This window comes from Alistipes sp. CHKCI003, from assembly GCF_900021155.1.
Taxonomy (GTDB): Bacteria; Bacteroidota; Bacteroidia; order Bacteroidales; family Rikenellaceae; genus Alistipes; species Alistipes excrementavium.
The window spans coordinates 66,882-75,637 of record NZ_FCNT01000079.1; the positions used below are offsets into that span (position 1 = coordinate 66,882).

The window sequence follows — 8,756 nt, forward strand, 5'->3', positions numbered from 1 at the left end:
GACGTGATATGATCTTCGATTCCCTGAAAAACCATGCCTTGTACCATGCGCTCTGCCCGCGCTTCGAACGGGCGTTCGACTACATCCTGTCGACCGACCTCGCGGCGCTCGCCGCAGGCCGCCATGCCATCGACGGGGACGATATTTTCGTCAATGTCATCGAATGCGACTTGAAGAAACCGGCGGATGCGAAACTGGAGATTCACGACGAATACATCGACATTCAGGTCGTGGTGAGCGGACTGGAGAGTTTCGGCTGGAGCGAGCGGGCCGATGTCCGCCTGCCGCTCGGCGATTTCGACTCCGGGAAGGATATTCGGTTTTTCGACGATGCGCCCCAGACCTACTATACGCTCAAGCCCGGGCAATTCACGATCTTCATGCCCGACGACGCGCATGCGCCGATGGTGGGCGAGGGCCGCGTGAAGAAGCTGATCGTCAAGGTACGCAGATAGGTGTGTCTTGCCGGTCGGGGCTTGTTTCGAACCGTGCGGGCCGCTGCCGTCGCAGGCTGCGGCCCTTTTTTTCGCGGACGTGCTCCGCAGACGGGGAGCTCGACTTCCGAAGCCGCGAGGCGCTCGGAGGAGAACGAAAGAGGTATTTCTTTTGTTCGGCGCCTTTCGTTCTTGTCGCCGACAGTGCTTTTGCATCGTCGGCAGTGCCGGTGCCGGACTGCAAGGGCAGACGGACACGGAAGGGCAAGAGCATTGCGTCGTGTATGGCCTCTTCCCGCCTCTGAAGGTCGGAAAAGACGGCTCGGAATCCGTCGGCGAATCAAAAGCGGCAGAATCCGGGCGACTGAACGGGTTCGCGGGCGACTGCGGCGGCGCTCCCCCGCATTTTTCATGTTGCGAACTCTTTTGTAGTCGCTGTGCGTATATGTTTTGCGGTTTTACCTCTTTCTGTCGAATCTTCGATACGGCGGTATGCAATGTCGGCGGTTCTCCGCCGCTCCGATGGGGGCGGACCGCACTCCGCACGGAAGACTTCGCGGCAACCTTGCCGCCGTCGTCGAACCCCGAAGATACCGCGGACACGGCAGGGCGTATGGTCGGTCGATGAATCATTGCATCATTGCACGGCCGTAGGGCGTGCTCCCTCCGGAAGGCGGCAAAAGGCGTGTCGCCCTCACCCTTCGGATTGAAAGCGGCGAGAGGCGGGGACCGTTCATAGACCCTGCGCATGGTCGTCGCCTCGTGTATGACGTCTCCCTGCCGTTGCGAGCGTCAGGCCGGCGGATACCGGCTTTTCGGACTTCGGAGCGTGTTTTTGCCGATACGAAAAGGACGAAGGAAAAAGTAGGACCGAAGGTTCCTTTACGGAGGTCTTTCGACATCGAAAGTTTGGGGGGCTTATTCTTTGTCGTCGTCTGCGCAGTGCCGGCGGTTTTCGCCTCCTTCCCCTCTCCGTGAAGCGGCGGGCTTCATTTCGTCGAGAAAACCCGTCTTTCCCTTCTGCCGCCGGTGCCGTACTGCGCATACACCCCGGACCGACTGCAAAAAAACGTCCCTCTCAGGGGACGTTTTCCTCTATGCCCATACGGGGGCTGCCTCGGCATGAGCCCCTTTTCGCTCCTTTCCGGTGCTTGGGCGGATCGCGGTTCGGCGCTCGGCTTGCGCCGAAAGCGTTTTATTTCCCGATGCCGATGTAGCGGAATCCTGCTGCGAGCGCCTCCTCTTTGTCGAGAATGTTGCGTCCGTCCACGATCAGATTGCCGGCCATCGTGTCGCGCAGCGCGGTCCATGCAGGCATCCGGAACTGCTTCCACTCGGTAACGAGTGCGACGGCTTCGGCTTCTGCGGCCGCCTCGTACATGCTTTGGCAATAGGTTATGCGGTCGCCCAGCCTGCGGCGCGCTTCGTCCATCGCCGCCGGATCGTAAACCCGGACCGCCGCGCCCTCTTCGAGCAGCCTGCCGATCGTCGCCAGCGCGGGCGATTCGCGCATGTCGTCCGTCTCGGGCTTGAAGGCGAGCCCCCACAGAGCGATCGTCTTTCCGGCGAGCGGCCCCAGAATGCGCCGCAGCTTGTCGTAGACGACCGTTTTCTGCCGTTCGTTGACCCGATCCACCGCCTCGATCACCTCCATCGTATAGCCGTATTCTCGTGCGGTGTGCGCCAGCGCTTTTACGTCTTTGGGGAAGCACGAACCGCCATAGCCGCAGCCCGGATAGAGGAATTTGCTGCCGATCCGCGCATCGGACCCTATGCCCTTGCGGACCATCTCCACGTCGGCGCCCACGCGCTCGCAGAGGTTGGCGATGTCGTTCATGAAAGAGATGCGCGTGGCGAGCATGGCATTCGCCGCGTATTTGGTCATTTCGGCCGAGGGTATGTCCATGTAGAGCACCCGGAAGTTGTTGATCAGAAAAGGACGGTAGAGGCGCCCCATGATCTTGCGGGCCCGTTCGCTTTCGACGCCCACGACCACGCGGTCGGGCGACATGAAATCCTTGATCGCAGCCCCCTCCTTGAGAAATTCGGGATTCGAGGCCACGTCGAACGGAATCTCCTCGCCGCGTGCGGCCAGCTCCTCGCGGATCGCGGCCTCGATTTTCTGCGACGTCCCGACCGGAACGGTGCTTTTCGTTACGAGAATGGTATATTTGCGGATGTGGCGGCCGAAGGTCCGCGCCACATCCAGCACGTAGCTCAGGTCGGCCGATCCGTCCTCGTCGGGCGGCGTGCCGACGGCCGAAAAGACCACCTCGACCTTATCGAGACAGGCGGCGAGGTCCGTCGTGAAGTGCAGGCGTCCCGCCTCTGCGTTGCGGCGCACGAGTTCTTCGAGCCCGGGTTCGTAGATCGGTACAACGCCGCGGCCGAGGGCTTCGATCTTCTCCGCGTCGGTGTCCACACAGGTGATGTCGAGCCCCATTTCTGCGAAACATGCGCCCGACACGAGCCCCACGTAACCCGTTCCGACGACAGCTATTCTCATAAATCGGGAGCGTTAGGATGAACTGCCGGCGAACTATTTGTTCATCATCTCCGCGATCTGGCGTGCGAGGGTGCGGCAGCGGTTGCCGCAGTTCTCGTGGCTGTAGCCTTGGAGCATCTCGACGGGCGTGCAGGGAGTCTGCCATTTCATCCGTTCGGCGAACTCCGCGAACCGACGAACCGCGGCGCCCGCCCATGTGTACGAACCGAAGTAGGCGAAATTGCGCTGCGGAACGCAGCGGGCCGCGATCCTCGAAAGCAGGGCCTCCACTTCGGGGAAGAGTTCGCCGTTGTAGGTGGGCGAACCCACGACGAGCGTGTCGTATTTGAATACGTCGCGCAGCACCATCGAGGGATCGGCCGTCGAGAGGTTGTGCACTACGATCGGGCAAACGCCCTCCTCGGCCAGTCCGCGGGCGATCTCCTCGGCCATCTGGGCCGTGTTGCCGTACATCGAGCCGTAGGCGATCACGGCGCCCCGCTCGCCCTCGTAGCGGCTCAGTTTGTCGTAGATCTCCACGACGCGCGCGATTTCGCGCTGCCAGACGGGGCCGTGCGTCGAGCAGACGGTGTCGATCTCCAGCGTGCCGACCTTGGACAGCGCCTTCTGCACCGGTGCGCCGTATTTGCCCACGATGCAGGCGTAGTAGCGGCGCATTTCGTCCCAGAAATGGTCGAGCCGCAGCTGGCTGTCGGTGATGCCGCCGTCGAGAGCGCCGAACGTGCCGAACGCATCGCCCGGGAAGATCGTCTTCAGTTCGGGACAGTAGGTGGCCATCGTCTCCGGCCAATGCACCATCGGGATCATGCAGAACGCGAGCGTCAGCCCGCCGCCGAGCGGGAGTGTCTGCCCCTCCTTCACTTCGATCGTGCCGCTGTCGATGCCGTAGTATCCGCCGAGCATCTGGAGCGTCTTGGCATTGCCGACGATCTGCACGTCGGGGTAGATGCGCCGGAGCGCCACGACGGACGACGAGTGGTCGGGTTCCATGTGGTTCACGATGAGGTAGTCGACCTTGCGGTCGCCCAGCTCGCGGCGGATGTTTTCGAGATAACGGCTTCCGAAGCTCTCCTCCACGGTGTCGATCAGCGCCACCTTTTCGCCGAGGACCAGATAGGAGTTGTACGAGACGCCGTAGGGCAGCGACCACAGCGCTTCGAAACGGGTGGTGGTGCGGTCGTTGACGCCTACGTAGCGGATTTGGGGTTTGATCTGAGTGATATTCATCGGTGTGTTGTTTTACGATTTTCGCAAAGATACTTATTTTCCTGTTTTTTACAGCAACGGCTCTGCCAAAAAATCGGAACGGACGGTGCCGGCGGTCGAAATATCGCGTGCGGGCATTGTACGACCGTCGTTTCATCGTCCTGTCGGGCGTATCGTGCGCGACGGGGAGGCGCGGAGGAGGGCGGCGGCGCTTCTGCGGCGGCGGACCGATGGTTCGGCCCTGTCCGGCCCCCGGTTCCGTTCCTTCGTCCGGTTCCTCGCGGGTATGTTGCGAATCCCGAGGTCCTGCGCCGGTCCGTGATGCCGTGCCGGCGCGGGACGGACGCCTTTCCCGTCGGGTCGTGGCGGTTCGGCGCGAAACGGTTTTCCGGCCGGTGTAGGTCGCCGTCGGGAAACGCACCGGCCGGAATGGCCGAAGAAACGTGTGCGAGGCCTCCCTCGCTCGGGATTACCGGAGCGTGAACCGCGCATGCTGCACCCGATCGCTGCTGCCGCCGACCATGACGTCGAATTCGCCCGCCTCGGAGACGAACTCCAGCGCGTGATTGTAGAAGCGGAGCATCGGTTCGTCGATCGTGAACGACACCCGCTTCGTCTCGCCCGCCCGCAGCGTGATCTTTTCGAAGCCCTTGAGCTCCTGCACGGGGCGTGTCGTGCTGCCCACGAGGTCGCGGATATAGAGTTGTACGACTTCGGCGCCTTCGCGGTCGCCCGTATTGGTTACGTCGACCGAAGCCGTGATCGTGCCGCCGGCAGCCATCCGGTCGGACGAAAGGGTCAGCGGACCGTATTCGAACGTGGTGTAGCTCAGGCCGAAGCCGAAGGGATAGAGCGGCGTGTTGGGGACGTCGAGGTAATTCGAACGGTACTTCTCGAAGCGTTCGCCCGAGACCGGACGCCCCGTATTCTTGTGGTTGTAGTAGAGCGGAATCTGGCCCACGCTGCGCGGAAACGACGAGGGCAGTTTGCCCGAGGGATTCGCGTCGCCGTACAGTACGTCGGCGATGGCCTCGGCGGCTTCGGTGCCCCCGAACCAGACGCAGAGGATTGCGGGGATGTTTTCGGCTTCCCAGCCGAGGGTCATCGGACGGCCTGCGAAGAGGACCAGCACGATGGGCTTGCCCGTGGCGGCCAGTTCGCGCAGCAGCGCCTGCTGGGCGTCGGGGATGCCGATATCCGCGCGGCTGCTGCTCTCGCCGCTCATCTCGGAGGGTTCGCCCAGCGCTGCGACGACGACGTCGGCATCGGCTGCGATGCGCAGCGCTTCGTCGATCATCTCGCGGTCGGAGCGGCCGTCGCGCGGGATGTCGCGCCCGAAGAGGGTGGCATTGCGCTCCAGCTCGGGGTCGTAGCAGACGTTGCTGCCCTTGGCCCAGACGATCTCGGCCTCGCTGCCTGCGACACGTTCGAGCCCTTCGACGAGCGTCAGGGGCTTCTTCAGGTCGGTGGCGACGCTCCACGTGCCGGACATGTTCTCGCGCGAGCGGGCGAGCGGACCGACGACGGCGATCTTCGCCGTTTTCTTCAGCGGCAGCAGCCCGCCTTCGTTGCGGAGCAGGACGAAACTCTCGGCTGCCGTGCGGCGGGCTTCGGCGCGGTGCGCCTCGGTGTAGACCTCCGTGGCGGCGCGCTTCGGGTCGCAGTATTTGTAGGGATCGGCGAAGAGCCCCAGTTTGTATTTGGCTTCGAGGATGCGGCGGCAGGCACGGTCGATGTCGGCCTCGGAGACCTTGCCGGCTTCGACCGACGCCGCGAGCGTCTTGAGGAAGCCTTCGCTCACCATGTCCATGTCGACGCCGGCCGCGAGCGCCCGTGCCGAAACCTCCTGCAAGTCGCCGATGCCGTGGGCGATCATCTCGGAGGTGCCGGTGTAGTCCGTAACGACGAATCCGTCGAAACCCCACTGGTCGCGCAGTACGTCGGTCATCAGCCAGCGGTTGGCCGTGGCGGGTATGCCTTCCACTTCGTTGAACGAGGCCATCACACTCCCCACGCCCGCATCGACCGCAGCCCGGTAGGGGGCGAAGTATTCGTTGTACATGCGCTGCCGGCTCATGTCCACGGTGTTGTAGTCGCGGCCGGCTTCCGAGGCGCCGTAGAGGGCGTAGTGCTTCACGCAGGCCATGATTTCGTCGTCGGCATAACGGGTGTTGTCGCGGCCCTGATAGCCGTAAACCATCGCACGGGCCATCGCGCTGCCGAGGCAGGGGTCTTCGCCCACGCCCTCGGATACGCGGCCCCAGCGGGGATCGCGGGCGATGTCGACCATCGGAGAAAAGGTCCAGCAGATGCCCGAGGCGCTGGCTTCGACGGCCGCGATGCGGGCCGCGCGCTCGACGGCGGCGGGGTTCCACGTGGCGGTCAGCGCCAGCGGAATGGGGAAGGCGGTCTCGTAGCCGTGGATCACGTCCATGCCGAAGATGAGCGGAATGCCCAGCCGGCTCTCTTCGACGGCTATGCGCTGCACTTCGCGGATCTTCTCCACGCCCTTGATGTTGAACAGTCCGCCGACTTCGCCGCGCCCGATGGCTCCTGCGATGTCGCTCGACTTGGCTTGTCCCGTGGTGATGTCGCCGGCGCCGGGCAGGTTGAGCTGTCCGATCTTCTCTTCGAGGGTCATGCGGCCCAACAGGCTGTCGACGAAGCGGTCCATTTCCGTCTTGTGCCGTGCGGCCGGAGCGGTCTGTGCGAGCATCGTGCCCGCCGCAGCCAGTCCGGCGAGGGTGGTGAGGATTCTTTTCATATATTTTTTGCGGTAGTTAAGCCTTTCGATACCGGTTCGGAATAGCCGGCGGCGCGTTCCGCCGCCCGCGGGGCGTGCCGTATCTTGCTGTCGGACGGCGGGGCGGCCGGATTCCGTATTCGGTTCGAACGAGTAATTTGTCTGTAATTCGCGCGTTAAAGGTAGTCGTATTTTGCCGATTCTGCAAATCGGGGGCGCTCCGCCCCCCCCCGTAGGGTTCGTGCCGGACCGGAGCGGTGTGCATGCGGGTTCCCGTGCGATGGAACGCCTGAAACCCGGCTGATCGCTCTGCGCCGCGTTGTATCGCACGGCGGGCTTTCCGTCGCGCCGTGGCGGAGGTGACGACCCGGGGAGCCGGATACGCTCGATCTGTTCCGAAATGCGGGGGCGATTGTACGCCGGCGAAATGTGCCGCTTGCGTCGGTCTGACGCCGCATCGTCCGTGCGGCGGAACGTTTGCCGGCGGTTCGGGACAGTGCCGTTCAGCGGGGCATGCGGAAGAGCCCGGGGCGGATCGGTGCGGAGGCGTCGTTCCTGCGCACAGTGAACAGAGGCGTGGCGGTTTGCGGGAAAAGTGCAGAACGCGGGCACGCAGGAACCTATCGGATTCGCCGTATCTTAGTATGCGAAAAATATGTGCCGCCGGAAAAATAGCGCTCGGCTTTTGCTTTCCTTCGTTTCTCTTTCCGGTCCTCCGTTTCGGTGCCCGGTTTCTTGTTGTTTTTGCCATCGGCCACGTTTTTTGTTTTTGCGCTGTCCCTGTGCTTATTCCCGTCATTCGATCTGCGTTTACTCCCGTGCTGGTTTCTTATCTTTGCACGGGAGCTGTCTGAAGATATGCTGAGCGATGCGGTGTTCAGCAAGGTGTTTGCGACTGATTGTCGTCGGCTGCCCTTGGGGTCGGTTCTCGCATCCTGATTATCGGAAAGATTGAATCGATCTTTCCGATTCCATGCCGGAACCGCTCGAATCGGGGCGGTGATCCTGCGTAGCAAAAACCGCTGAATCTGCTGTCTGTGTCGTGCAAAGAGTAACGGGATCGTGGCGTAACCCGGGTTCGTTCGGTTTTTCCGGGGGGCCTTGCCTTTATCCTTGCAGCCCGTTTTTTTTCTTTGAACCGTTCAGTTACAACCTCCTTGCTCCCATCCGTCCGCTGTCTCGTATTTCATTCCTGCCTTTGCCGTGCATTCGTTTGCGTCGTTCGCTTCGATTTTTATTTCTGTCGCTCCCTCTTGCCGGTTTTGCACCTTTCATTCGTTTAGTACGGTCCTTGCCGTCGGTAGGGGCCGAACCGAAATCGGGCGCTGTGTTTCGCCGGAGCCGAACGATGCGACGGACGTTCTGTCTCTTCTCCTGCGGTCGGAACGTAAATGCTGTTGCCGGTTTCGAAGAGCGCGTAAAGTTCCGGCGGGCGGATCGTCATCCGGCTGCCGTGCGAGGAAAGCGAACGGATGAACGGACCGGAAGCCATCGCCCGAATTTCGGCGCCGAACGGACAGGTGCGGACTTTACGTGCGATGCCGTTCGCACATGTAAAAACGGGGCTGTCTAACAAGTCTGATTTCAACGATTTCACCCCTGCCAGAATGAATTCTGGCAGGGGTGATTTCCGATTTTCGGGACTTGTTAGACAGCCCCTTTGAAGAGTCAGATTCGCTGAACTAATTGCGGTAACCTTCGTTTTGCTCGCCGAAATTGGGATTGTTCTGCAATTCGTACTGCGGAATGGGCCAGACGAATTGCGGATCGTCAGCCGATTTCTGCATTTCGTAAGTTGCCGTACCGCCGGCGAGGATCGAAATGCAAGCCGTTTGTGCATTTCGTTTCATGCCGATGCCCCAACGCT

At 62.0% G+C, this 8,756-nt stretch carries 4 protein-coding genes and 1 pseudogene; 1 reads left to right on the forward strand and 4 read right to left on the reverse strand.

Features of this window, described 5'->3' with window-relative positions:
• Positions 1-8: 8 nt before the first annotated feature.
• On the forward strand, positions 9-455 hold the full coding sequence (locus BN3659_RS10380; RefSeq protein WP_091536772.1) for a YhcH/YjgK/YiaL family protein: 447 nt from the start codon (positions 9-11) through the stop codon (positions 453-455).
• Between the two features lie 1,174 nt (positions 456-1,629).
• Here BN3659_RS10380 and BN3659_RS10385 read toward each other — a convergent pair.
• The 4 genes and pseudogenes from BN3659_RS10385 to BN3659_RS12910 all read right to left on the reverse strand — a co-directional run.
• Complete coding sequence (locus tag BN3659_RS10385; RefSeq protein WP_091536774.1) at positions 1,630-2,940, reverse strand: UDP-glucose dehydrogenase family protein; 1,311 nt, start codon at positions 2,938-2,940, stop codon at positions 1,630-1,632.
• 33 nt (positions 2,941-2,973) lie between these two features.
• The gene (locus BN3659_RS10390) at positions 2,974-4,167 is read right to left on the reverse strand and encodes an FprA family A-type flavoprotein (protein WP_091536775.1); all 1,194 of its coding nucleotides are present in this window, start codon (positions 4,165-4,167) and stop codon (positions 2,974-2,976) included.
• 448 nt (positions 4,168-4,615) lie between these two features.
• Positions 4,616-6,910 carry a beta-glucosidase BglX gene (bglX, locus tag BN3659_RS10395; protein WP_091536777.1) on the reverse strand — a complete coding sequence of 765 codons (2,295 nt, stop codon included), beginning with the start codon at positions 6,908-6,910 and terminating at the stop codon, positions 4,616-4,618.
• Between the two features lie 1,661 nt (positions 6,911-8,571).
• A pseudogene (locus tag BN3659_RS12910) lies at positions 8,572-8,756 on the reverse strand (RagB/SusD family nutrient uptake outer membrane protein); the annotation flags it as partial.

Excerpts from the sequence above, each read along its gene's own strand:
- BN3659_RS10380 (WP_091536772.1), top strand. The coding sequence starts at position 9 with ATGATCTTCGATTCCCTGAAAAACCATGCCTTGTACCATGCGCTCTGC.
- BN3659_RS10385 (WP_091536774.1), bottom strand. The coding sequence starts at position 2,940 with ATGAGAATAGCTGTCGTCGGAACGGGTTACGTGGGGCTCGTGTCGGGC.
- BN3659_RS10390 (WP_091536775.1), bottom strand. The coding sequence starts at position 4,167 with ATGAATATCACTCAGATCAAACCCCAAATCCGCTACGTAGGCGTCAAC.
- bglX (WP_091536777.1), bottom strand. The coding sequence starts at position 6,910 with ATGAAAAGAATCCTCACCACCCTCGCCGGACTGGCTGCGGCGGGCACG.